Origin of the sequence: Streptomyces sp. NRRL S-337 (genome assembly GCF_000720175.1) — a bacterium.
Lineage (GTDB): Bacteria > Actinomycetota > Actinomycetes > Streptomycetales > Streptomycetaceae > Streptomyces > Streptomyces siderophoricus.
Window position 1 is genome coordinate 17,708 of the sequence record NZ_JOIX01000087.1, and the last position, 22,373, is coordinate 40,080.

22 protein-coding genes and 1 other RNA gene are annotated in these 22,373 nt (G+C 69.3%); 20 read left to right on the plus strand and 3 right to left on the minus strand.

The window, feature by feature from the left end:
• Positions 1-112: 112 nt before the first annotated feature.
• Complete coding sequence (locus IG62_RS45615; RefSeq protein WP_078872452.1) at positions 113-1,867, minus strand: NAD(P)/FAD-dependent oxidoreductase; 1,755 nt, start codon at positions 1,865-1,867, stop codon at positions 113-115.
• Positions 1,868-2,369: 502 nt separating this feature from the next.
• Entirely contained in the window at positions 2,370-2,837 is a 468-nt protein-coding gene (locus IG62_RS0135390; RefSeq protein WP_030813311.1) for an NUDIX hydrolase, read from the minus strand.
• Positions 2,838-2,855: 18 nt separating this feature from the next.
• Here IG62_RS0135390 and IG62_RS0135395 point away from each other — a divergent pair, with 18 nt between their 5' ends.
• From IG62_RS0135395 to IG62_RS0135440, 10 genes are all read left to right on the plus strand, one after another.
• Complete coding sequence (locus IG62_RS0135395; protein WP_030813314.1) at positions 2,856-3,635, plus strand: GntR family transcriptional regulator; 780 nt, start codon at positions 2,856-2,858, stop codon at positions 3,633-3,635.
• A gap of 139 nt (positions 3,636-3,774) precedes the next feature.
• Positions 3,775-4,131, plus strand: a complete 357-nt coding sequence (locus IG62_RS0135400) for a hypothetical protein (RefSeq protein ID WP_030813317.1) — start codon at positions 3,775-3,777, stop codon at positions 4,129-4,131.
• Between the two features lie 2 nt (positions 4,132-4,133).
• The gene (locus IG62_RS0135405; protein ID WP_030813320.1) at positions 4,134-5,489 is read left to right on the plus strand and encodes an FtsK/SpoIIIE domain-containing protein; all 1,356 of its coding nucleotides are present in this window, start codon (positions 4,134-4,136) and stop codon (positions 5,487-5,489) included.
• Positions 5,490-5,570: 81 nt separating this feature from the next.
• On the plus strand, positions 5,571-6,263 hold the full coding sequence (locus IG62_RS0135410; RefSeq protein WP_030813323.1) for a DUF2637 domain-containing protein: 693 nt from the start codon (positions 5,571-5,573) through the stop codon (positions 6,261-6,263).
• An 18-nt stretch (positions 6,264-6,281) separates the two neighbouring features.
• Positions 6,282-6,473: a mobile element transfer protein gene (locus IG62_RS0135415; protein WP_030813326.1), complete on the plus strand. Its 192-nt coding sequence runs from the start codon at positions 6,282-6,284 to the stop codon at positions 6,471-6,473.
• Between the two features lie 18 nt (positions 6,474-6,491).
• Entirely contained in the window at positions 6,492-6,647 is a 156-nt protein-coding gene (locus IG62_RS46755) for a hypothetical protein (RefSeq protein WP_107053102.1), read from the plus strand.
• 29 nt (positions 6,648-6,676) lie between these two features.
• A complete protein-coding gene (locus IG62_RS0135425; RefSeq protein ID WP_030813329.1) occupies positions 6,677-6,985 on the plus strand; it encodes a hypothetical protein in 309 nt (102 codons plus the stop codon).
• Between the two features lie 89 nt (positions 6,986-7,074).
• Positions 7,075-8,487 carry a replication initiator protein RepSA gene (gene repSA, locus IG62_RS0135430; RefSeq protein WP_030813332.1) on the plus strand — a complete coding sequence of 471 codons (1,413 nt, stop codon included), beginning with the start codon at positions 7,075-7,077 and terminating at the stop codon, positions 8,485-8,487.
• On the plus strand, positions 8,484-8,693 hold the full coding sequence (locus tag IG62_RS0135435) for an excisionase family DNA-binding protein (RefSeq protein WP_030813334.1): 210 nt from the start codon (positions 8,484-8,486) through the stop codon (positions 8,691-8,693). The genes repSA and IG62_RS0135435 overlap by 4 nt, the downstream gene beginning before the upstream one ends.
• Before the next feature lie 10 nt (positions 8,694-8,703).
• Positions 8,704-9,948, plus strand: coding sequence for a tyrosine-type recombinase/integrase (locus IG62_RS0135440; protein ID WP_037840121.1), 1,245 nt, complete (start codon positions 8,704-8,706; stop codon positions 9,946-9,948).
• A gap of 62 nt (positions 9,949-10,010) precedes the next feature.
• Here the strand turns inward: IG62_RS0135440 and IG62_RS0135445 are convergent, their stop codons facing one another.
• A complete protein-coding gene (locus IG62_RS0135445) occupies positions 10,011-10,379 on the minus strand; it encodes a hypothetical protein (RefSeq protein WP_030813340.1) in 369 nt (122 codons plus the stop codon).
• A gap of 322 nt (positions 10,380-10,701) precedes the next feature.
• On the opposite strand from IG62_RS0135445, the gene ffs reads away from it, so the two are divergent.
• The 10 genes from ffs to IG62_RS0135495 all read left to right on the plus strand — a co-directional run bounded on the left by ffs (position 10,702) and on the right by IG62_RS0135495 (position 22,334).
• Positions 10,702-10,800, plus strand: an RNA gene (gene ffs, locus IG62_RS43830) — signal recognition particle sRNA small type.
• A 60-nt stretch (positions 10,801-10,860) separates the two neighbouring features.
• The gene (locus tag IG62_RS0135450) at positions 10,861-13,449 is read left to right on the plus strand and encodes a DNA polymerase III subunit gamma and tau (RefSeq protein WP_030813343.1); all 2,589 of its coding nucleotides are present in this window, start codon (positions 10,861-10,863) and stop codon (positions 13,447-13,449) included.
• Between the two features lie 260 nt (positions 13,450-13,709).
• Positions 13,710-14,060: a YbaB/EbfC family nucleoid-associated protein gene (locus IG62_RS0135455; protein ID WP_078866577.1), complete on the plus strand. Its 351-nt coding sequence runs from the start codon at positions 13,710-13,712 to the stop codon at positions 14,058-14,060.
• Positions 14,061-14,135: 75 nt separating this feature from the next.
• A complete protein-coding gene (recR, locus tag IG62_RS0135460; RefSeq protein ID WP_030813346.1) occupies positions 14,136-14,735 on the plus strand; it encodes a recombination mediator RecR in 600 nt (199 codons plus the stop codon).
• Entirely contained in the window at positions 14,728-15,405 is a 678-nt protein-coding gene (locus tag IG62_RS0135465) for a DUF5063 domain-containing protein (protein WP_030813349.1), read from the plus strand. Before recR ends, IG62_RS0135465 begins: the two co-directional genes overlap by 8 nt.
• A 314-nt stretch (positions 15,406-15,719) precedes the next feature.
• A complete protein-coding gene (locus IG62_RS0135470; protein ID WP_030813352.1) occupies positions 15,720-16,991 on the plus strand; it encodes an aspartate kinase in 1,272 nt (423 codons plus the stop codon).
• Complete coding sequence (locus IG62_RS0135475; RefSeq protein WP_078872453.1) at positions 16,988-18,241, plus strand: aspartate-semialdehyde dehydrogenase; 1,254 nt, start codon at positions 16,988-16,990, stop codon at positions 18,239-18,241. The genes IG62_RS0135470 and IG62_RS0135475 overlap by 4 nt, the downstream gene beginning before the upstream one ends.
• Before the next feature lie 551 nt (positions 18,242-18,792).
• A complete protein-coding gene (locus IG62_RS0135480) occupies positions 18,793-19,455 on the plus strand; it encodes a SigE family RNA polymerase sigma factor (RefSeq protein ID WP_199812566.1) in 663 nt (220 codons plus the stop codon).
• 518 nt (positions 19,456-19,973) lie between these two features.
• The gene (locus IG62_RS49270; protein WP_234326877.1) at positions 19,974-21,275 is read left to right on the plus strand and encodes a hypothetical protein; all 1,302 of its coding nucleotides are present in this window, start codon (positions 19,974-19,976) and stop codon (positions 21,273-21,275) included.
• A 117-nt stretch (positions 21,276-21,392) separates the two neighbouring features.
• Complete coding sequence (locus IG62_RS0135495; protein ID WP_030813368.1) at positions 21,393-22,334, plus strand: SURF1 family protein; 942 nt, start codon at positions 21,393-21,395, stop codon at positions 22,332-22,334.
• Positions 22,335-22,373: the final 39 nt, after the last annotated feature.

Here is a 22,373-nt window from a genome sequence, read left to right on the forward strand (position 1 = left end):
AATTGTTGACCGCGTAAAAGTGGTCAACAATGCCGAGGTTACGACCGGCCCAGCTGCACGAAGACTCGCGCCGGGAGAGATCGGCAGCGTGTTGGGCGGCGCTTGGATGTGATTACTTCATCTTCTCCAGTATTCGATGTCGCATGTAGGCCACACTTGTGGGGTCCGCAAGAACGCTGCGATGCCGGTGTTTTTCGTTAAGATATCGATCCATTGAGGCAACGGCTGCCACTCCTTGTCCAACTGCTTGCCCGACGCGCCCCAATGCGGCGACGCGAACGTCCCCTGCCGCGAACACTCCCGGTAGATTAGTTTCAAAGGTATAAGGTTTCCGTCGCAATCGACGGATACCGCGAGGGTACCGTGTAAGCTGGGAGAGACGCTTCAATGGAGATGATACGGAGAGCATTCGAGGTAGATGGCCGTACTCCAAGTAAACATCTGTCTTGACACTTTCTTCCTCGCTCAATTCGACCTTCTCCTCACTCTCGCGAAGCCACTTTGTATTCGATTCGCCGCCAATCAAGATGTAGGCCGAGGATGCGGCAAGGGTTGTAGGTGCTTCAGCGCTCTCCCTGTCTCTAACCTTCACACCCGTTAGGTGCTCTACGCCCAGGAAACCTGATACCTCATGATGTGGAAGAACATTGACTTTATGCCTCACTTCCCGCGCCAGCGGTTTCGCCATAGTGAGCCCAAAGGGTGTAACGATGGTGACGGATGCGCTACCCCTCTTTGCGAGGAGAAGGGCGACCTGTCCCGCAGAATCTCCGCCTCCAACGATGACGACGTGATTGCCCGGATCGCGGTGGCAGATCTGAGCGCCGTAATAAATCCCTCGATTAAGTAGACCTGTCTCGATTCGGCGCTCCTCTGACGGAAGCGGCAAGCGCAGTTCTACCTTTCCACATGCCAGAAGAACCATACCTGCCGAAATGAATTCCTCGACAGTGTCACCCACCTGAATTCGATATCTACCACGATCCTCTTTCATGAGCTTTCGGGCCGTCATTGTGGGGCGCCAGTCGATATCGAGATCCCTCATTTGCTGTAGTGCCAGCTTGGCGAGATTGGTGCCACTAATTCCGCCAGGGAATCCGAGGTAGTTCTCGATTAGGTTAATCGATGTAGCAGCTGTTCCACCAGGTCGTTTACTTTCGATCACTAGTGGCCGAAGTCCGTAATTGACGCTCGCGCTCAGCGCTGCGGACAAGCCGGCCGGACCTCCCCCCACAATTACGAGGTCGTATGGATAGTCTAGCGGCCGCTGCGGTTCCGGGATCATTCCCAGTGCGGTGTAGATTTCTCCAGGGCTAGGCGGGAAGGGCCCCGGGAATAGGTGCCCTTGTATACGCACTTCAACTTCCGTGGAGTTTGATTCGCCATCCCATCTGTAAGGTATTCCGTTAAGATAGAGGAAGTGTCGAAATGCTCGCTCTTCGTGACCCTCTTTAGGGCCGTGAATCTCCAAAAGTGGATCGGTCGGATTCCAGGCGAAGAATAGCTCTTCGAGGGCCAATTCGAGCACTTCTGGGGCCTCGTTGAATTCAAATATATCCTTGTCGAGGGCATTGTTTTCCTTGCATGTCAAGATGGCCAATGCTGTACCAGGGGCGTTGGGTCTGAGCCCTAGGAGGAATTCCCTCACATTGAATTCGCATCCCTCGTGAGCTACTACGGCAGCCAAGCGCTCGCTAATATCCTTCTTACTGGTGATCCAGTCATAGGCTTCTCTGTCGTTAGCTGCAGGGAGTATCTCGAGGCTGCTGTCACACCAGACGTTCATATCGCTGGTGAGGTCTCGTCGAGTCTCGGCGTCGTGGTGAACGAGCAGGACGACTGGCCTACTAGTGTCGGAGTGAGTCATCAGGCACCTCGGTGGTCCAACGCGTTCGTGGTTGCTGCCACTCACTTCCTAATGCCATCGTTACTCCACTGGCACCCTTGCGCCACTGGGGAGGATGGCGGTAGCTACAAGGGAAGTTGACTTGGCGACTGACTGTGTGAGAAAGGCTGACGTAATCTGCGTGAGGTCGGCGGAGCGGCTTTGGGCTGGAGCTGCTTTGGGGCGAGTGATCATGGCCCCGTAAGCTGATGGCGCGTCGGGCAGTCTGTGGACCTGCCCGGTAAAGCACGACGTTGGGGCCATGATCTTAGAGGCTCGCCCCAAAGTGGCTGCCTAAAGCCGTGGAGCCGACCGCCCCAGCCACGACGTACCCCTTCTCTGACATCAGGCGGCTGATTGCTCGGTGCGCGGCACGGGCGCCGGCCGGGCTGGAGCGGGGCGGAGACAGGAGCGCAGGCCCGGCCGGGGGTCGTGCCGCGCGCGGCGAGCGTGAGCGAGCCGCCTTGATGAAGTAGGGAAAGTTCTATCGCACCGGCGTCAGGCGCTTGCCGTCATGGCTTCGTACGTGAGGGCCTGCTCCGTCCAGGGCGTCCAGGAATCGGATCGAGTAGACCTCGGACATGGACCCCGCCACCTCGTCTGGCGTGAGCCAGGTGACTGCCGTCGACTCGCTGGAGGTTCGTTCCTCGCCGCCGACCGGCTTGCAGCGGAAGACCAGGGCGACGATGCCTCGCGTCGTGTTCTTGTAGACCCCGGTGAGCTCGTCGACCTCGACGTGGATGCCCGTCTCTTCCCAGACCTCGCGCCGTACGCCGGCCTCCGGGGTTTCGTTGAGTTCGAGTACTCCGCCCGGGAGCTCCCAAGCGCCGTTGTCGGCCCGCCGGATCGTGAGGAGCTTGCCGTCCTCGCGGACCACGACCCCGGCCACGGACACGGAGTGCAGTGGCGTTGACTGGGCTTTCGCGGCGCTGTTACTCATGTACAGGAGCATAGGAGGATGGGAAGAGCTATGGGAACCGCGGTAGGAGGGGGTAAGGCCGTACCTCGGTACGTGCAGATCGCCGACGACATCGTGCAGCAGATCAGGGCCGGCGTTCTCAAGCCAGGCGACATGGTGCCGAGCGAGTCAGAGCTCGTCGAGCGGTACGGCGTCGCGGGCGGCACGATCCGGAAAGCGATGGTGGAGGTCCGCGCGAGTGGTCTGGTGGAGACCCGCCACGGCAAGGGCTCGATCGTGAAGGACCGACCGCCGGTACGGCACCGTTCCTCCGACCGCTTCCGCCGCTCGCACCGGCAGGGTGGCAAGGCCGCGTATCTGGCGGAGTCGGCGCAGTCGGGAGCCACGGCCAAGGTCAGCGTTCTGTACATCGGCCCCGTCGAGGCCCCGGAGGATGTGGCCGAGCGCCTCGGAGTCGAGCCCGGTGCTCAGGTCCTCGCTCGCCGGCGGCTCTACTTCCGCAATGGCACTCCGGTCGAGACGGCCAGCTCGTACCTGCCGTGGGACGTCGTGAAGGACATCCCTGAGCTCTTCGCCGAGAACCCCGGCGGTGGCGGCATCTACGCCCGACTCGAAGACAACGGGCACGAGTTCGCCGAATTCGTGGAGACCTTGCAGGCTCGGCCAGCATCGAAGGCGGAGGCGTCCGAGCTCGCTCTCAGTCCTGGTGCTCCCGTCGTACATCTCGTCCGCGAGGCGCTGACCACCGAGGGCCGCGTGGTGGAGGTCTGCGACACCCTCATGGCGGCTGACCAGTTCGTTTTCAGCTACCGCGTCCCTGCCACGGACTGACGCTCGCTCAACTCCCCTCAGCCCGCCCCGACTTCTTCGTCGAGGCGGGTTGACTCATGTACAGGAGTGGGGCACTCTTCTTCATGTCACTCATGTACATGAGTGGCGGAGTTCGTCATCTGTAGAGGAGTGATCCGTAGTGCGTCAGATCCCCGTCGACACCTCCGCCGCGACCGTGATGGTTGCGAAGCAGCCGCAGATCAAGGTCAAGGACCGCCGTACCGGTGAGGTCGCCCTCGACGTCGAGACCGGGGCGAAGCTGATGACCGTGGACGTGATGTTCGCGGCCAACGACGAGGTGGAGATCCTCTCCGTCACCGTCCCCGAGACCGGTATCTCCGGCGAGCTGGGCATGGGCGTGCCGGTGGCGCTCACCGGCCTGATCGCCCGGCCGTGGGAGAACGAGTTCAACGGGCAGAAGCGGCACGGCATCGCCTTCCGCGCCGTGGCCGTCACGTCCCTCGCCGCCGGTGGCCCCCAGGCTGAGGCGGCCTGATCATGGCCCGCCTTGCGGTCGTATTGCTGCTGGTCGTCGCCACCGCTCTCGTGCTGCGGTGGCGACGCCCCGCCTGGTACTGGATGACCTTCGGGGTCGCCCTCGCCGCGCTGCGGGTCTTAGTCCGGTACGCCTCGGTCATGGATGCCTGTGGACTGACGGTCCCGCCGTCGCGCTGGCGGCTCGCGCTCTCCCGCATGACCGATCGCCCGGCCCCCGAGCCGCGTGCCCCACGCATCCTGCGTCTCCGGCCGACCCGTACGGGGCTCGTCCTGCGGCTCAAACTCCGGCCCGGCCAGGACGCTTTCGACGTCTCTGCCGCCACCGACCGGCTGCGGCACTCCTTCGGGATGTACGGCGTCACCGCCCGGGAGATCCGCTCCGGCGTCGTCGAACTGCGAATGACGGGCTACGACGTGCTCAAGCGCGTGCAGATGCCCGCCAAGATCGACCGCGCTCCGATGCGGATACCCGTCGCACTGCGCGAGGACGGATCGGTCCACTACCGCGATTACCGGACCGTTCCGCACGGTCTCACGCTCGGGGCCACCGAGTCGGGCAAGTCCGTCTACCAGCGCAACCTGGTGGCCGGCCTCGCCGCTCAGGATGTCGCGCTCGTCGGCATCGACTGCAAGCAGGGAGTGGAGCTGTTCCCGCTCGCTCGCCGCTTCTCCGCCCTCGCTAGCGACCAGGACACCGCCCTCGAACTGCTCGAAGCCCTGGTGTCGCACATGGAGTCCGTCTACCAACTCGTGCGCGAACAGCAGCGCATCAGCGTGGACGTCCCCGATGCGGAGATAGCCGCCGACATCTGGGACCTGGCCGAGGACCTGCGGCCTCCTCCCGTGGTCGTCCTGGTGGACGAGGTGGCCGAACTCGCGCTCTTCGCTTCCAAGGAGGAGGAGAAGCGCAGGGACCGAATCATCACCGCGCTCGTCCGCCTGGCCCAGCTCGGCCGCGCCGCCGGCATCTACCTTGAGATCTGCGGCCAGCGCTTCGGCTCCGAGCTCGGTAAGGGCATCACGATGCTCCGGGCCCAACTCACCGGACGTACCGCGCACCGCGTCAACGACGAGACCAGCGCCAACATGGCCTTCGGTGACATCTCGCCGGACGCCGTACTGGCGGCCATCCAGATTCCCGCGGACGCTCCCGGCGTTGCGGTCGCCGGTGACTCGACCGGTGGCTGGTCACGCATCCGCGCCCCGCATACCTCGCTTCGCGCGGCGGTCAACCTCTGCAACAAGTACGCCGACCGCACGCCGTACGTACCCGCGCTCGCGCCCTTCCGGCCCGCCGTCGCCTCGTCGGCCTCCGGTGCTCTGACGCTGAACAAGGCGTCCACCGCGACTGCTTGACCCTCCCCGCCATAGGTCGGCGCTACCTCGACGCGCCAAGTCCCTACCCCCTCCATGCCAGATTCCGGAAGGACAACCGTCATGGGACGCATTCGCCCGGACCCCGTTCTCGTACAAGCCGTCATCGCCGGAGCGCTCTCCTTCGCCCACCTTCACGACCTAGCCGCCGCTGCCGGACAGGACGGCTGGAAGGCGTGGGCCTACCCGATCAGCGTCGACCTGCTGCTGGTCGTGGCCTGGCGGCGGCTCCGCGGCGGCGGACCGTCCCGGCTCGCCTGGTGCTGGTTCCTGATCGCCCTGGTGGCGTCGCTCGGCGCCAATGTCGCCACCGCCGGATTCCTCGATCTCCGGCACCCGCCCGCCTGGCTCCGCTTCGGCATCGCCGGATGGCCGGCACTCGCCTTCCTCGGCGGGACCTTGCTGGCCCATACGCGACACGCAGCTGAAGCCGCCGATCCCGTTTCGCTGGCCGACGGGACTCCGCCCCCGGCCCCCAAACCCGTATCGGTTCCGGGCGGGGAGCCTGCGGCCGGTCCGCCCGAATCGGAATCCGCCGATCGCCCCGCGGCTGCACTGCCCGCCGAAACGCCCCGGCCTGCACCCGCACCCGCACCGGCACCTGCGCCCGTCCCAGCCGCCCTCGTCGCCCACGCCCGGAAGGTCGCCGACGAGCACCGCGCCCGGACCGGAGACCGAATCGACACCGACACCCTGCGGGCCCGCCTCGGCGTCCCGCCTCAGCTCGCCGAATCCATCGCCGCCCAACTCACCTGATCAGGAAGGAAATCCACCATGCCCGCCCGCGACCACTTCCACTCCGTCATGCGGATCGGCCCCGTACAGATCGGCACCTACCGCGATCGCTACGGACACACCAAGCACGCTGCCGTCTGCACCGCCGACCGCTGCGGCTGGTCCGCCGACTTCAACAGCCGCTCGGCCGCCCAGCTCGCCGCCCGCACCCACCGCTGCACCGTCCGCTGACCGACTGAGGAAATCCCCATGAACGTCCCGCTCTGGCTCGCCCTGATCGCCGTCGGTTACCTCGGCATCAAGCTCATCCGCCCGCCCTGGTGGCTCGTGGCCGTGCTCCTGCTGGGCGGCTACCTGCTCGCTGACAGCCTTCTGGCCCCCGTCATCGACACCGCCGTCAAGTAACGCCCACGTCCGCGGAAGGAAGAGCCCTCATGTTCCGCCCCAAGGTCCCGACTAACCCGACGCCCACCGGGCTCGTCGTTACTCCCACCGCCGAACCGACCGCCATCGTGCGGCAGACCACGCCGTCGGCCCCCGTCGCTCAGTCCTCGCCCGGCCCCGCGGTCCAGCTCACACCCACCACCGCGCTCGCCCTCGTCGGCGGTGGCGCGGCCGTGGTCCTGGTCGTCGGCGCCGTCCTGGTCTCGATGCTCCTCGCGGTCGCCATCAGCGGGGCGTCCGTCGCCGTCTGCGCGGTCGTCCTCCGCTCGCTGCTCGCCTCCGGGCGTACGCACCGCTGACCGGCCCCCGGGCGGCCTCAACCGCCAAGTCTCCGCCGCCCGGGCGCCGTGCTCCTGTCCGAACCGCAGATCCGGAAGGAACCCCCATCATGACCGACCACACCCGCGTACGCGGGAGGTCGCCCGTGCCTGCCCCTCTCCTCGACCCGACCACCCTCGGCGACCTACTGAGGGTGGCCTCGGCCCCCGACTACGACCGCTGGGCCGACCAGATCCGCCGCACCGGCGGCTGCTCCGACCCGATCCACCTCGCCGGCTGGACCGTCACCAAGGACCGCACGTCCGGCGAGACCCTGCACCGCTACACCACCGCAGGCGAACCGGGCGGACGCCTCCGCCTCGCCTGCGGCAACCGTCGCGCCTCCCGCTGCCCCGCCTGCGCCTGGACCTACGCCGGGGACACCTACCACCTGATCCGCGCCGGCCTGGCCGGAGACGACCGCCGCGACATCCCCGCTACCGTCCGAGAACACCCCCGCGTCTTCACCACCCTCACCGCGCCCTCCTTCGGCCCCGTGCACAACCGGCCCGACCGAGGCGCCTGCCGCTGCGGCACACAACACCGCACGGACGACCCGGCGCTCGGCACCGCCCTGGACCCCGACACGTACGACTACGCCGCCGCCGTCCTGTTCAACAACCACGCGGGCGACCTCTGGCAACGCTTCACCACCCGACTCCGCCGCGAACTGGCCGCCCGCGCCGGCCTCACCCAACGCGACCTCAAGGAATCGGCCCGCGTCTCCTACGGCAAGGTCGCCGAGTTCCAGAGGCGCGGCGCCCTTCACTTCCACGCGGTGATCCGCATCGACGGACCGCACGGGCCCGGATCACCACCTCCGTCCTGGGCGAGCATCGACCTGCTGTCCGAGGCGATCCGAGCCGCCGTCACGCACCCCTACACCTCGGTCACGTCCCCGGCTTCCGGGGACCAGCCCACCCGGACCTTCCGCTGGGGCAAGCAGCTGGACGTGCGGCCGGTCAAAGCGTTCGGCGACGGCTCCGACATCACCGAACAGGCCGTGGCCTCCTACGTGGCGAAGTACGCGACCAAGGCCGCCGAGACCACCGGCACTCTGGACCGGCGCATCGGCGAACTCGCCGAGCTGGACCGCCACAGGCTCCCCGAACACACCCGCTGCCTGATCACCGCATGCAAGAACCTGGACCCGCTCTACCCGGACCGCCGCCTCTGGGCCTGGGCTCACATGCTCGGCTTCCGCGGCCACTTCTCCTCCAAGTCCCGCCGCTACTCGACCACCCTCGGCGAGCTCCGCGCGGCCCGCGCCGACTTCCGCGCGGCCCAGGAGCGTGAAGCCCTCGGGCTCGAAGCCCCGGAGCCGGACACCGTCCTCGTCCTGACCGACTGGCAGTACGTCGGCCACGGCCACACCCCCGGCGAGTCCGCCCTCGCCGCCACCATCGCCCGCGACATCCAACTCAACCGTGAGACCGCCCGAGAAGCCCTCCAGGAACTCCACGGCGAAAGGACAGACCAGTGAACGCACAGCACGACATCGGCCCCACGCTGGTTCTGCTGACCGTCGAGGAGGCCGCTCGACGCCTGCGCATCGGTCGTACGACGTGCTTCCGGCTCGTCGCGGACGGCGAGATCGAATCCGTGACCGTCGGACGACTTCGGCGTATCCCAGCCGACGCTGTGCCGGCGTACGTGGGCAAGCTCCGCGGCCTGGCCGTGGCCGCGTAAGGGGGCTGAGATGCCGGAGCACAACCGCACACGTCAGCCCAACGGTGCCTCCTCCATCTACCTCGGCAAGGACGGCAAATGGCACGGTCGGGTGACCGTCGGGACTCGCGATGACGGCAAGCCGGATCGCCGCCACATCGAGCGGAAGACCCGTGCCGAAGTCACCAAGGCCGTCCGCGAGATGGAGCGGGCGCGCGACGCCAAGAAGCTCAGGAAGCCGGGTCAGCGCTGGACCCTGCACAGCTGGCTTGAGCACTGGGTCGAGAACATCGCCAAGCCATACGTCTCCGAGAACACGTACGACGGGTACGAGGTCGATGTCCGCGTACACCTCGTCCCCGGCCTGGGCGCTCACAAGCTGGACCGCCTGGAGCCGGAACACCTTGAGCGCTTCTACCGGAAGATGCAGGACTCCGGGAGCTCGGCCGGTACTGCCCACCACGTCCACCGGACCATCCGCACCGCCCTCAGCGAGGCAGTACGACGCGGACATGTGGCCACGAACGTTGCCGAGATCGCCAAGGCTCCTCGCCTCGAAGAGGAGGACATCGAACCCTTCACGATCGAGGAGGTGCAGAGCCTGCTCGTCGAGGCTTCCAAGCTCCGCAACAGCGCGCGGTGGGTGGTCGCCCTGGCGCTTGGCCTGAGGCAGGGGGAAGCGCTCGGGCTGCACTGGGAAGACGTCGATCTTGAGGCGGGGTACGTCCGTATCCGGAAGAACCGCCTGCGGCCGAAGTACGAGCACGGGTGCGGTGGCACCTGCGAACGGAAGGCCGGCTACTGCCCGGATCGCCGGGAGGTCCGGAGAGAGTTCAAGAGCACCAAATCCCGTGCCGGCCGTCGCACCATCGGACTCCCCGACCCGATCATCAAGCTGCTGATCAAACACAGGGAAGAGCAGGAGCGGGAGCGGCAGGAGGCCGGGGAGCTGTGGCAGGGCACGGGGTACGTCTTCGCCTCGCCGATCGGCGCGCCCCTCATCCCGAACACCGACTACCACCAGTGGAAGCACCTACTTGCGGCGGCGGGCGTACGCGACGGGCGCTTGCATGATGCCCGTCACGCGGCTGCCCAGGTGCTGCTTCTGCTCGGGGTCCCCGACGTGATCGTGGACGCGATCATGGGGTGGGAGCCGGGCGGGGCGGCGCGCATGCGGGCCCGCTACATGCACGTCACCGGCCCGCTTCTGAAGAAGGTCGCCAAGCAGATCGCTGGCGCCCTATGGGGTGAGGCGGCACAGGAGGGGGAGGCGTAGACGCTGTGTCTCGGCGGTGGTCTCTCCCCTGAGGCCAGCGCCGAGACACGCGCAGCAGCCCGTCAGTACTTGTAGGTGTCCTCGTTCATCGACCAGATGAGGTCACCCCAGGTCGTGATCGGAGACCGCTTGGCGTTGTCGTTCGTGCCGCAGAGCTGGATCGTCTGGCCCTTGAAGCGAGTGACGAGGGACTTGGCCGGCTTCTTGGTCACTCCGATCTCACCGCGCTTGGTGGTGAGGATGTCGAATGCCGCGACGGTCTTCTGGTGATCGTCCATCTTGCTCAGGTAGTCGCCACAGGAGGTCTCGGCGTACGGCTTCGTCCACGTCTGCTCGTACTCATCGACGCTCTTGGTGGGCTTCGGACGCTGTGGCGGATCGTTGTGCGCCTCGCCGCCGCAGCCCCCGAGCGCGATGGTCGCGACAGCCACGCCAAGCACCCAAGCAGCTCTGTTGATGCCCATCCGTCCCCCTGCGTTACGCGCCGTGCGCCCACGGTAGGTTCCCGCGGTCTCGGACGGGGGCTTATCGGTCAACTGAGACGGAAAGTGAGACGGGAGAACGACGAAGGCCCCGACCGGCGAACCGGTCGGGGCCTTCCATCAGGCGGAGGATACGAGATTCGAACTCGTGAGGGGTTGCCCCCAACACGCTTTCCGAACATGATCCGGGGGCGGGGTCCGGGAGGGGGTGGAGGAGGGGCGGGGTGGGGCGCGGGTTCGTGGGTTGGGGGTGGGATCCGCTAGGGTGGGTCGCAGCCCCTCACGTGGCGCTATCTGACTGAACTCCCCCAGGGCCGGAAGGCAGCAAGGGTAGGTCGGCTCTGGCGGGTGCGTGAGGGGCGCTTGCGTTTGCGGGGTCCGGTCGATCGGGGCCGGTCGATTGTCGGTGGGGCCCGATATCGTCGTAAGCGTGTCGTCCCTTGCGCTGTACCGCCGCTACCGCCCCGAGACCTTCGCCGAGGTCATCGGGCAAGAGCACGTGACCGATCCGCTGCAGCAGGCGCTGCGGAACAACCGCGTCAACCACGCGTATCTGTTCAGTGGTCCGCGCGGCTGCGGCAAGACGACCAGTGCGCGGATCCTGGCCCGGTGCCTGAACTGTGAGGAAGGTCCCACTCCCACGCCCTGTGGGACGTGCCAGTCCTGCGTGGACCTGGCCAGGAACGGGCGGGGCTCGATCGATGTGATCGAGATCGACGCGGCGTCCCATGGTGGTGTCGACGACGCGCGTGAGCTGAGGGAGAAGGCGTTCTTCGGGCCGGCCAGCAGCCGGTACAAGATCTACATCATCGACGAGGCCCACATGGTCACGTCGGCGGGCTTCAACGCGCTGCTCAAGGTCGTCGAGGAGCCGCCGGAGCATCTGAAGTTCATCTTCGCCACGACCGAGCCCGAGAAGGTCATCGGGACGATCCGGTCGCGTACGCATCACTATCCCTTCCGGCTGGTGCCGCCGGGGACGCTGCGCGAGTACCTGGGACAGGTCTGCGGGCAGGAGGACATTCCGGTCGAGGACGGGGTGCTGCCGCTGGTCGTACGGGCCGGTGCCGGGTCCGTGCGTGACTCGATGTCGGTGATGGACCAGCTGCTCGCCGGGGCGGGCGCCGACGGTGTGACGTATGCCATGGCCACGGCCCTGCTCGGGTACACCGACGGTTCGCTGCTGGACTCCATCGTGGAGGCGTTCGCCGCGGGGGACGGGGCGGCGGCGTTCGAGGTCGTGGACCGCGTCATCGAGGGCGGGAACGATCCGCGCCGGTTCGTGGCGGACCTGCTGGAGCGGCTGCGGGACCTGGTGATCCTCGCGGCGGTGCCGGATGCGGGGGAGAAGGGGCTGATCGACGCCCCCGCGGACGTCGTGGAGCGGATGACGGCGCAGGCCTCGGTGTTCGGCGCGGCGGAGCTGAGCCGCGCCGCCGACCTGGTCAACACGGGGCTGACGGAGATGCGCGGCGCGACCTCGCCGCGGCTCCAGCTGGAGCTGATCTGTGCGCGGGTCCTGCTGCCCGCGGCGTACGACGACGAGCGGTCGGTGCAGGCGCGGCTGGACCGTCTGGAGCGCGGCGCGGGCGCGGCGCTGCTGGGCGGCGCGGGCGCGGGCGGCCTCGGTGGCGTGCCCGGCGGCCCCGGGGCGGGCCTCGGGGCCGAGCCGGTGCCCGTCGTGGCGTCCGGTGGCGGGCCCGCGGCCGGATACGTACCGGGTCCGGAGGCGCATCCGCCGATGCCGGCACCCGGCGGCCCGTCGGGACCGGCTGCCGCGCGGGCCGCGGTACGGGGCACGGGGGCGGGCGCCGCTCCCTCGGCTCCTCCCGCTGCTGCTCCCTCGGCGCCGGACGCCCCGGCTGCGGGGGGCGCGCAGGGCGGCGAGGGCGTGGCCCCGCAGGCCGGCGGGCCGGCCGATGGCCGCGAGGGTGGCCCGGCGCGGCCAGGTGCGTGGCCCGGAGGGGCGGGCCGGGGCGGTGCGGGCACGGGTGCAGGCGTGGGTGCCGGCGCCGGTCCTGGTGGCGCAGCTTCCGGTGGTGCCGCCTCCGGTGGTGCGGCTCCCAGCGGCGGTGGCGCGAGCAATGGCGGCGGAGCCGGTGGCGGTGGTGCGGCGCGGCAGCCCGGGGGCTGGCCCACGGCCGTGGCGCCGGGGCAGGGCGGCGGTCAGGTGCCGGCGCCGCAGGGCGGCAGGACGCCCGCCGGGCCGCCCGCCGCGAGCGGCCCGGCCGGTGGCGCGCCCGGTGGAGTGTCCGCGCCCGGTGGGGCGTCAGGACCCGCACCGCAGGCCGGGGGACCGGCTCCGGGGACGGCGCAGGGTGCCGCCCAGGTACGTCAGATGTGGCCGGACATCCTGGAGGCGGTGAAGGACCGCCGGCGCTTCACCTGGATCCTGCTGAGCCAGAACGCCCAGGTCTCCGGCTTCGACGGCACGACCCTGCAGATCGGCTTCCCCAATGCCGGAGCCCGCGACAGCTTCGCCAACGGCGGCAGCGAGGACGTACTGAAGGACGTCCTGGCCGAGCGGTTCCAGGTGCAGTGGCGGGTCGAGGCGATCGTCGACCCGTCGGGCGGCGCCAATCCGCCGGCCGGTGGCGCGCCCCGGAGCGGGGGCGGTGGCTTCGGCGGTGCGCCGGCGCAGCCGTCCGCACCCCAGGCACCGTCCTCGCAGGGCGGACCGGCGGCGCCGGCAGCGTCCGGCGGGGCGTACGGCGGCTCGTACGGCCAGGGCGGCGGGCCCGCCGGTGGCCCCGGCGGCGGTGCAGGTGGTGGCGCCGGCGGGGGCGGCCAGGGGGCCCGGATGGCGCGGGAGGCCGTGGCCCCGTCCGCGTCCGCGGGCGGCGCCCCGGGCGCACCCGCCGCGGAGCCCTCGTACACCCCCGAGCCCCCGCCGATGTCGATCGAGTACGACATGCCGGCCGAGGACGACCCCGACCTCGTCGACTCCGCGCTCAGCGGGCACGACCTCATCGTCCGCGAGCTGGGCGCGACGGTGATCGAGGAGTTCAACAACGAGTAGGACGGCGACGCGTGGGCCGGGAAACGGCGGGAGGGACAGCAGGACATACCGCAGGAGATACGGCAGAACTACGGCAGAACACAGGGCAGACGCACGGCACGGGGAGCGGTGCGTCAGGGGTCGTGACGGTGTGTGGCCGGAGAGGCGCATGTACACGGGACGTACACCTGTGCTCCTCCCTGCGGCGTAGGGCGCAGGGGCGTCGAAACACGTAGGCTCGGGCTACCGCACAATCGTTGTCGTATGGCAGGAGTCACGTCGTGATCCCCGGTGGTCAGCCCAATATGCAGCAGCTGCTCCAGCAGGCCCAGAAGATGCAGCAGGACCTTGCGGCCGCCCAGCAGGAGCTGGCGGAGACGCCCGTGGAGGGTTCCGCGGGCGGCGGCCTGGTCAAGGCGACGGTGACCGGCTCCGGTGAGCTCAAGGGCCTGGTCATCGACCCCAAGGCGGTCGACACCGACTCCGCGGAGGAGACGGCCGAGACGATCGCCGACCTCGTGCTCGCGGCGGTCCGGGACGCCAACGCCAAGGCCCAGCAGCTCCAGCAGCAGAAGCTCGGTCCGCTCGCCCAGGGTCTGGGCGGCGGCGGCATTCCCGGCCTCACTTTCTGAGGAATCCCCGGTCTCCCTTTCTGAGGAGTAGCCAACTAGCGTACGCAGCACGGCAGAAGAGAGAGAAGACGTTCCGTGTATGAAGGCGTGGTCCAGGACCTGATCGACGAGTTGGGCAGGCTGCCCGGCGTCGGTCCCAAGAGCGCGCAGCGGATCGCCTTCCACATCCTTCAGGCCGAGCCGACCGATGTCCGCCGGCTCGCGAACGCGCTGATGGAGGTCAAGGCGAAGGTCCGGTTCTGCAGCGTCTGCGGCAACGTGGCGCAGGAGGAGCAGTGCCGGGTCTGCCTGGACCCGCGGCGTGACCCGGCGGTCATCTGTGTCGTGGAGGAGCCCAAGGACGTCGTGGCGATCGAGCGGACCCGCGAGTTCCGCGGCCGCTACCACGTCCTCGGTGGGGCGATCAGCCCCATCGAGGGCGTCGGCCCCGACGACCTGCGGATACGGGAACTGCTGACCAGGCTCGCGGACGGCACCGTCACGGAGCTGATCCTGGCCACCGACCCGAATCTGGAGGGCGAGGCCACGGCCACGTATCTGGCCCGCATGATCAAACCCATGGGTTTGAGGGTGACACGACTGGCGAGCGGTCTGCCGGTCGGAGGCGATCTGGAGTATGCCGACGAGGTCACGCTCGGGCGGGCCTTCGAAGGGAGGAGACTTCTCGATGTCTGATGCCACGCTGCACAACGCGCGACAGAACCCGGATGACTTCGCCGTCTCGATCTCCGACTCGATCGAGAGCTTCATCGTCGCGGTCACGGAGGTCGCCAAGGGGGACGAGCCGGACAGCGCGGTGCCCTTCCTCCTCCTGGAGGTCTCCCAGCTGCTGCTCACCGGCGGCCGGCTGGGCGCGCACGAGGACATCGTCCCCGACGAGCGCTACGAGCCGGACACCGGGCCGGAGCCCGACGTGGACGACCTGCGGGAGCGTTTCGCCGCCCTGCTCGACCCGGTGGACGTGTACTCCGAGGTCTTCGACCCGTACGTGCCGCGCAGCGAGCCGGTGGCCTGCCGGATCTCGGACGACCTGGCGGACATCATCACCGACCTCCGGCACGGGCTGGCGCACTACCGCGCCGGGCGGATCGTCGAGGCGCTGTGGTGGTGGCAGTTCTCCTACCTGACCAACTGGGGCCCGACCGCCTCGGCCGCCCTGCGGGCGCTGCAGTCGCTGGTCGCCCACGTACGCCTGGACCAGCCGCTGGACGAGCTGGACGGGCTGGACACCGACAGCGGCGTCAACGGCGACGGTGACGAGGAGCGGCTCGCGGAGGAGGCCGGCAAGGTCATGGCGGCGGAGATCGCCGGGCCGCTGGGGCTGCGGGAGCTGCGGGGCACCTGAGCCCGCGGGAGCCGGCTGCCGGGCCGGTGGCTGTGACCTGGGTTACCTTTCCGTGTGTACCGGCCCGTAGCGGGCATGTGCTCGCCGAGCGGGCGCGACGGTGCGCCACGCGGAACCGACCGGCGGGAGATCATCACGCGGTGGGCCGGGCGTCTCCCGACGTACGGCGCGGACGGTCCGTCTCACGGACGCGTCTCACCATGTGATAACAGCAGGGCGGACTCCGCTTGCTCGTTAGACTGAGCCGACCGCAGTACCCCCATGTCCGGGGGTCCGGGAGGAAACTCCCGAAGAGACAGTTGCGAGGAGCGCACGTGGGCCTTGTCGTGCAGAAGTACGGCGGCTCATCCGTTGCGGATGCCGAGGGCATCAAGCGCGTTGCCAAGCGAATCGTCGAGGCCAAGAAGAACGGCAACCAGGTTGTCGTGGTGGTTTCGGCGATGGGCGACACGACGGACGAGCTGATCGATCTCGCGCAGGAAGTGTCCCCGATTCCGTCGGGGCGCGAGTTCGACATGCTGCTGACCGCCGGAGAGCGGATCTCCATGGCCCTGCTGGCGATGGCGATCAAAAACCTCGGTCACGAGGCGCAGTCCTTCACCGGTAGCCAGGCCGGTGTCATCACCGACTCCGTGCACAACAAGGCACGGATCATCGATGTCACCCCGGGGCGTATCCAGGCCTCCATCGACGAGGGCAACATCGCCATCGTCGCCGGTTTCCAGGGCGTGTCCCAGGACAAGAAGGACATCACCACGCTGGGGCGCGGTGGCTCGGACACCACCGCGGTGGCACTGGCCGCCGCGCTGAATGCCGACGTCTGTGAGATCTACACCGATGTGGACGGCGTCTTCACCGCCGACCCCAGGGTCGTCAAGAAGGCCCGGAAGATCGACTGGATCTCCTTCGAGGACATGCTGGAGCTCGCCAGCTCCGGCTCCAAGGTGCTGCTGCACCGCTGCGTCGAGTACGCACGCCGTTACAACATCCCGATCCACGTCCGCTCCTCCTTCTCCGGGCTGCAGGGCACGTGGGTCAGCAACGAACCGCAAGGGGACCAGCCGATGGAGCAGGCAATCATCTCGGGCGTCGCACACGACACCTCCGAGGCGAAGGTCACGGTCGTCGGAGTCCCGGACAAGCCGGGCGAGGCCGCGCGCATCTTCCGTGCGATCGCGGACTCCGAGGTCAACATCGACATGGTCGTGCAGAACGTGTCCGCCGCGTCGACCGGTCTGACCGACATCTCCTTCACCCTCCCCAAGGCCGAGGGCCGCAAGGCCGTGGCGGCCCTGGAGAAGACCCGGGCCGCGGTGGGCTTCGACTCGCTGCGCTACGACGACCAGATCGCCAAGATCTCGCTGGTCGGCGCGGGCATGAAGACCAACCCGGGCGTCACCGCGACGTTCTTCGAGGCGCTGTCGAACGCCGACGTGAACATCGAGCTCATCTCGACCTCCGAGATCCGCATCTCGGTCGTCACCCGCGCCGATGACGTCAACGAGGCCGTGCGCGCCGTGCACACCGCGTTCGGTCTGGACTCGGAGAGCGACGAGGCCGTGGTCTATGGCGGCACCGGTCGATGATTCCGGCCGAGGCGGGCCGTCCGTCCCTCGCTGATACGGCGGGGGCGGACACCCGCACGGCCCGGGAGCCGGCCGGCAAGCCGGATCTCGCCGTCGTCGGTGCCACCGGCGCCGTCGGCTCGGTCCTGCTCGGCATCCTGTCCGAGCGGGCCGACATCTGGGGCGAGATCCGGCTGATCGCTCCCCCGAGCTCTCCACTGCGTTCGAGCAGGGGGGAGCCCCATTCGAGTCCTCCACTGCGTTCGGGCAGGGGGGACCCCGACCCGTGCTCGGCCGGCCGCAAGCTGACCGTACGGGGCGCGGAGGTCGAGGTCCTTCCGCTGAGCGAGGACGCCTTCGACGGCATCGACGTGGCGATGTTCGCCGTCCCGGACGAGGTCGCCGCGCAGTGGGCGCCGGTCGCGGTGTCCAAGGGCGCGGTGGTCATCGACTCCTCGCGCGCGTTCCGGCGGGACCCGGACGTGCCGCTGGTCGTCCCCGAGATCAACGCGCACACGGCACGGGTGCGCCCGCGCGGCATTCTCGCCGGCCCCGGCTGCACCACCCTCGCGATGATCGTCGCGCTCGGTGCGCTGCACGCCGAGTACGGACTGAGCGAGCTGATCGTCTCCTCGTACCACGCCGCCTCCGCGGCCGGCCGGGCCGGCGCCGAGACGCTGCGGGCCCAGCTGGCCGCGGTGTCCGGTACGGACCTGGGCGCCACGCCCGGTGACGTACGGCGGGCCGTCGGCGACACCCTGGGGCCGTTCCCGGCGCCGCTCGCGCTCAACGTCGTGCCCTGGGCCGGCACGCTCCAGGAGGACGGCTGGTCCTCGGAGGAGCTCGACGTCCGTCACGAGTCCCGCAAGGTCCTCGGACTGCCCGACCTGCCGGTCGCCGCGACCTGCGTGCGGGTGCCGGTGATCACGACCCACTCGCTGACCGTCCACGCCCGTTTCGAGAACGAGGTCACGGTCGGCGGCGCCCACGAGATCCTGGCGGCGGCCCCCGGCGTCGTGCTGTGCGACGCCCCCGAGGAGGACGAATACCCCACCCCGTCCGACGTCGTCGGCACGGACCCCACCTGGGTCGGACGCGTACGGCGCTCCCTGGACGATCCGCGGGCGCTGGAACTGTTCGTGTGCGGCGACAATCTCCGCAAGGGCGCGGCCCTGAATACGGCCCAGATCGGGGAGTTGGTGGCGGGGGAGCTGCGGGAGATGTCGGGCATGCGGGGGGCTCGGGCGGAGCGGGGCGCGCGGGCGGAGTGAGGCGCGCGGGGGTAGGTGTCGGTAGGTTTCCCTCCCCGGTGCCCGTGTGCTGTCCGTGTGCCGTCCGCATGGTGCCCATGTGGCGCCCTTGTGGTGTTTGGGGCTTCTGGGGTTTTGGGTTCGGAGCTCGGCCCGGTGGGGGTCGCTGGTCGGCCCGGCGGAGGTTGTCACTCGGCCTTGTGAAGGGGTGACTTGGCGGGATTGGCCGTGGCGGGCCGACCGTCTGGGGGATACTTTGATGGACGTGTGAAGATCCTGTGAGCGAATCGCTGGTCCGTACCTCTTGATCTGGGCTGACGATCTGTTCGACCATTCGCTCCCCGCCACACTGCAACCGGCAGTTCGGCGGGGAGCGTCTTTGTGGCCATCCCGAGGGGGGTGGTTCGGGATGCCTGCGGGTCTGCACATGTGAGCCCTCGGGTGTCAGGGCGAACTCAATTGGATAAATGGGGCATTCGGGAAGAGCTGGTACGCATGAGGGCATTTGATGCATCGTCAAAAGCGGTGCCTTGCGCGTACAACCCTTATAGGGGGAAGCGTGTCCAACAGGCGTGGCAGAGGTACTCGGATTCACCATCGCCCCGGCGGGCGCGGCAGGCGCGGCAGTGCGTCCGCAGCGGCCCCGTGCAGTCGGGGGCATGCCAGTGATCGCGCCCTGGCCCACCACGCGTCCCGCGCAGATTCCTTCTCAGCGTGGGGACACTGACGACGCGATGGCCGTGGGCACCACAGTCGACCACCTCACCGAGACCTACCGCGCGCACTACCGCTCGCTGCTCGGTCTCGCCGCGCTGCTCCTCGACGACACCGCCTCCTGCGAGGACGTCGTACAGGAAGCCTTCATCCGGGTGCACTCCGCGCGCGGCCGGGTGCGCGATCCCGAGAAGACCCTCGCCTACCTCCGGCAGACGGTCGTCAACCTCTCGCGTTCCGCGCTGCGCCGCCGCATCCTCGGCCTCAAGCTGCTCTCCAAGCCGATGCCCGACATGGCCAGTGCGGAGGAGGGTGCGTACGACCTGCTGGAGCGGGACCAGCTGATCAAGGCGATGCGCGGGCTGCAGCGCCGCCAGCGCGAGGTGCTGGTGCTGCGCTATTTCGCCGATATGACCGAGGCGCAGGTGGCGCAGACGCTGGGCATATCGCTCGGCTCGGTCAAGGCGTACGGGTCGCGGGGCATCGCGGCGCTCCGCGTCGCGATGGAGGCTCCGGCATGAGTGGCAACAGGTACGGCCGGTACGGGCCGTTCGGCGCGGGTTCTCCGGGGGGCGCGGCTGGGGCGTGGGGTGCGGCTGGGTCGGTTGGTTCGGGCGGTTCCATCGGTCCGATCGGGCCGGTTGGTTCAGTCGGACCGGTTGGTTCAGTTGGTTCAGGCGGTTCAGTCGGTGCTGAGGGTGGTCCGGGTGGCGTGACCGGCGGGCGCACGGTTCCGGGCTGGGCGACCGGGTTGGCCGGCGTGGACGACGCCCGGTACCGCACGCGCAGCGCGTCGGGCCATGGGCCGCAGGGGCTGTACCTCGTACGCGAGGCACAGGACGGCGGTCCGGGCGGCGGTCGGGACGGCGGTCCGCGTGGCGGGCAGGGTAGCGGTCGGGGCGGCTACGAGACCTACGAGAACCACGAGAAGCACGAGAAGCACGAGAACCACGACGCCCAAGGGCTTCGCGGGGGGCATGGGGCCCGCGATACCTGTGGGAGCCGTGAAACCCGCGAGAGTCATGAGTACGACCGGGGAGTGCGGGACCGTGAGACGCGGGCCCGTGAGGCTGAGGCGGAGGAGACCCGGTCCCGTGGTGGCGAGGCCGGTGGTACCCGGTCCCCTGGTGGCGAGGCCCGTGATGCCCGCTCCCGTGGGGGCGTCCGCGACAACGATGCCCAAGCCGGCGGAGCGTTCGACGGCTCGGCCTCCGCGGTTCCTGCCTCTGCCGGTTCTGCCTCCGCGGGCAGTGGTGACGACGGTGACGGCGACGACCACGGGCACAGCCACCCCACCGGCGGCGGATTCGGTGGCGGCTTCGGCGACGAGGACGACCTGAGGCGCCTCCTGCAGTCCAGCGTCGGCGGCCTCGAACCGTCCCCGGACGCCCTGGACCACCTGCGCCGCGCCGTACCCGCCCGCCGCCAGCGCCGCCGCCACGCCGTCGTCGGCGCGGCCGCCGCACTGCTGCTCGGTGGTACGTCGATCCCCGCCATGCTCCACGTCGCGAACCTCGCCGACGGCTCCCCCGACCGGGCCGCCAACGCCGCGAACAGCCAGCGCGCCCACGACGCCGACGGAGGTGCGCACGGCGAGGGCACCGAGCAGGCCGGGCCGCGCCCGACCGACCAGGGCGGCGCCAAGCCGGGCGGCGGGCAACCCGCGGGCAAGGGCAAGGCGAGGGAGAAGAACGGCACCGGCCACGGCCCGGGTGCCGGAACCCCCGCCCCCGACGAGACCATGGACGTCACCTCGCCGGTCTGCGGGCGCGACCAGCTCGGTCAGGGAACGAGCAAGGTCGGCCCGGCGGACGCCAACGGCCGCGTCTACGGTGCGTTCCGGGTGGTCAACACGTCCGCCACGCCCTGTTCCGTCCAGGGCGGCGGCACCGTCGTCGTGGCTTCCGCGCAGGGGTCCACCAATCCCGACCACATCCACGTGGTCGACCACACCTCAGGCGACGAGGCCACCGGTCTGCCCGACCCGGCCACCACCCCCGACCAGCTGGTGCTCAAGCCGGGCGAGGCGTACGAGGTGAAGTTCGCCTGGATCCCGCAGGCCGGCGGCGGCCCGACCGGGTGCGTCAACCCGGGGCCCTCGCCCACTCCCGACCCCTCCAAGGATCCGGGGCAGTCCCCGGACGCGGGCGCCACGACGGGCACGGACACCGGCGGTCAGGCGGGTGGCGACGACGGCGGTGCCAGCGGCGGCGGAGCCGCGTCCGGAGGGATCGTTCTCAGCCATACCCCGGAGGCCGGCGAGCCCGCCGCAACCGACGCCAAGATCGCCGACGCCTGCGCCGGAACGGTTTACCGCACGGAGGCGGTGGCGGCCGAGTAGGGGCCGTGGTGGCCTGGGGCGTAGGCGGGGGCCGCGGTCGGGCCCGTCGAGTGGGCCGTGAGCGGGCGGCGAGGGGGCGGTGAGGCCTCGCGGTACGGGCCCCGTACCGTTGATGGGGTGTACCGGTTCCTGCTGACCCCGCGGTGGTGGGGAATCAACGTCTTCGCCGTACTGGCGATTCCCTTCTGCATCTTCATGGGCAGCTGGCAGCTGGGCCGCTTCGAGGACCGCGTCGACACCCACCGGCAGCAGGAGGACCGCTCGGCCCAGGCGAAGGCCGCGGCCGCCCGGCCCCTCGACAGTCTGCTGCCCGTCGACAAGGTGACCTCGGGACGCCAGGCCAGCGCCCGCGGGCACTACGACACCGAGCACCAACTGCTCGTACCGGACCGCACGCTGAAGGACAAGCACGGCGAGCGGCAGGGCTTCTACGTCCTCACCCTCCTGCGCACGGACCACGGCAAGGCGCTCCCGGTCGTCCGCGGCTGGCTGCCCGGTGACGCCGACGCGAAGGCCGACACGGCGAAGGTGCCCGCACCGCCCAAGGGTGAGGTGACGGTCACCGGCGCGCTGCAGGCCTCCGAGAACCAGGGCACCGACGGCGTCCAGGCGGGCGGCGGACTGCCGCACGGTCAGCTCGGCATGATCAGCGCTGCGTCGCTGGTCAACATCGTGCCGTACGACGTCTACGACGCCTGGATCACTCTGACCGACCCGCAGGCCCCGCTGCAGCCCGTCCCCCCGGCCGCCGCCGAGGGCAGCGGCCTGGACCTCAAGGCCTTCCAGAACCTCGGGTACACCGGCGAGTGGTTCGTCTTCGCCGGCTTCGTGGTCTTCATGTGGTTCCGCCTCTTCCGCCGCGATGCCGAAGCCGCCAAGGACGCAGCCCTGGGCCTCCTCCCGGAGGCGGACGAGAGGGCGGATGCGCAGGTGGGGGCTCCGGACGCGCCGGCCGGGGCTCCGGACGTGCCGGCTGGGGCTTCGGGTGTGGCGGCTGAGGCGGCGGACGGGCTGACTGGTCAGGCACGGGGCGGGGCTGCGGGGGTGGGGCGGGGCTGAGGGGTTCGGCGGCTGCTCCCCCCGGGGGCTGTCTCTTAT

Coding starts and splice junctions, on each gene's coding strand:
- IG62_RS0135415 (WP_030813326.1), top strand. CDS start 6,282: ATGCCCGCCCGCGACCACTTCCACTCCGTCATGCGGATCGGCCCCGTA.
- IG62_RS0135410 (WP_030813323.1), top strand. CDS start 5,571: ATGGGACGCATTCGCCCGGACCCCGTTCTCGTACAAGCCGTCATCGCC.
- IG62_RS0135475 (WP_078872453.1), top strand. CDS start 16,988: ATGATTCCGGCCGAGGCGGGCCGTCCGTCCCTCGCTGATACGGCGGGG.
- IG62_RS0135405 (WP_030813320.1), top strand. CDS start 4,134: ATGGCCCGCCTTGCGGTCGTATTGCTGCTGGTCGTCGCCACCGCTCTC.
- IG62_RS45615 (WP_078872452.1), bottom strand. CDS start 1,867: ATGACTCACTCCGACACTAGTAGGCCAGTCGTCCTGCTCGTTCACCAC.
- IG62_RS0135465 (WP_030813349.1), top strand. CDS start 14,728: ATGTCTGATGCCACGCTGCACAACGCGCGACAGAACCCGGATGACTTC.
- IG62_RS0135440 (WP_037840121.1), top strand. CDS start 8,704: ATGCCGGAGCACAACCGCACACGTCAGCCCAACGGTGCCTCCTCCATC.
- IG62_RS46755 (WP_107053102.1), top strand. CDS start 6,492: ATGAACGTCCCGCTCTGGCTCGCCCTGATCGCCGTCGGTTACCTCGGC.
- IG62_RS0135425 (WP_030813329.1), top strand. CDS start 6,677: ATGTTCCGCCCCAAGGTCCCGACTAACCCGACGCCCACCGGGCTCGTC.
- IG62_RS0135395 (WP_030813314.1), top strand. CDS start 2,856: ATGGGAACCGCGGTAGGAGGGGGTAAGGCCGTACCTCGGTACGTGCAG.
- IG62_RS0135390 (WP_030813311.1), bottom strand. CDS start 2,837: ATGCTCCTGTACATGAGTAACAGCGCCGCGAAAGCCCAGTCAACGCCA.
- repSA (WP_030813332.1), top strand. CDS start 7,075: ATGACCGACCACACCCGCGTACGCGGGAGGTCGCCCGTGCCTGCCCCT.